Source organism: Bacillus sp. P4_D3, assembly GCF_056401855.1.
Genome location: NZ_JBFUIN010000950.1, coordinates 1 through 1,031 on the forward strand (window position 1 = coordinate 1; position 1,031 = coordinate 1,031).

Genomic DNA, 1,031 nt, shown 5'->3' on the forward strand with positions numbered 1-1,031 from the left:
TACAATTGTACCCTGTCTGATATACAATTGTACCMTGTCTGATAATCAAGCCGCTTAATTCAAAAAAGTGAAACCCATTAGGGTTTATTTCGTATGCAAATTTTTAAATTACCTACACTTGCCCTTTAGAAAAAAGAAACAATCTCGCCTAAAATTAACTTTGCATAAGCTTAGCTTGATAGCGATGTGACTCTACCCCATACCCATCAGCCTAAGATTTTGAAGTATCCCCAAAACGGAAATTTCATCCTTTCATAGTTGTCCGTAGGAATTTAGTTCATTTTTTTCATTTTGAGGAAGAATGTATTTCTTAACTTGATAGCAATGTGACGCCACCCCATATATGACGTACTATAATCATTCTTGCTATCAATGGAATTTAAAGAAGATGACTCCTGTTGGCATACAGAAATCATCTTCTTGAGGTTGCCTAACTTTTTTGGAATGTCCTTTACAAAGGGTACAGATCAAGAGCACCTTATTCCTATTCAAGGGGATCACATATACCTTCTTCCCTTAAAATCACCAAAACCTATTTACAAATCTATAAAAGTAGATATAATATCCTTATGGAACCTTTATTAATTTATAAAGCATTGTCAAATGAAACAAGATGTCAAATTTTATCATGGTTGAAAAATCCAGAAAACCATTTCGATGAAAAGCCTTATCTAGAACAAGGCCTTAACTTTCAAGTTGGAGTATGTGTAGGAGATATCCAGCTTAAAACTGGCTTAGCTCAATCGGTTATTTCTAGTTATTTATTAACTATGAAAAAAGCAGGCTTACTAGAATCTGACCGAATTGGAAAATGGACATACTATCGCCGAAATGAAAAAACAATACGAGAGTTTTCTGAATACGTCCAAAACGAATTATAAAATGAAAGCTAATAATCAATTGATTAYTAGCTTTCACACATTCTGCTTTTTTACAGGTATCCAATTACTTTTTTATAAAGTTGCACTACCTATAAAAGCAAGAAACATGGAAAGGAGAAAATTTTTTTATATATCATATCTAGTTATTTA

Annotated in this window: 1 protein-coding gene; it reads left to right on the plus strand. The window is 32.5% G+C overall.

Translation table 11 applies throughout. From position 1 onward, the window contains the following. The first annotated feature begins 569 nt into the window (after positions 1-569). A complete protein-coding gene (locus AC1DTM_RS28255) occupies positions 570-881 on the plus strand; it encodes an ArsR/SmtB family transcription factor (RefSeq protein WP_002159054.1) in 312 nt (103 codons plus the stop codon). The last annotated feature ends 150 nt before the right edge of the window (positions 882-1,031 follow it).

What these genes read in the sequence shown, in the direction of transcription:
- AC1DTM_RS28255 (WP_002159054.1), top strand. Translation starts at nt 570, where the DNA reads ATGGAACCTTTATTAATTTATAAAGCATTGTCAAATGAAACAAGATGT.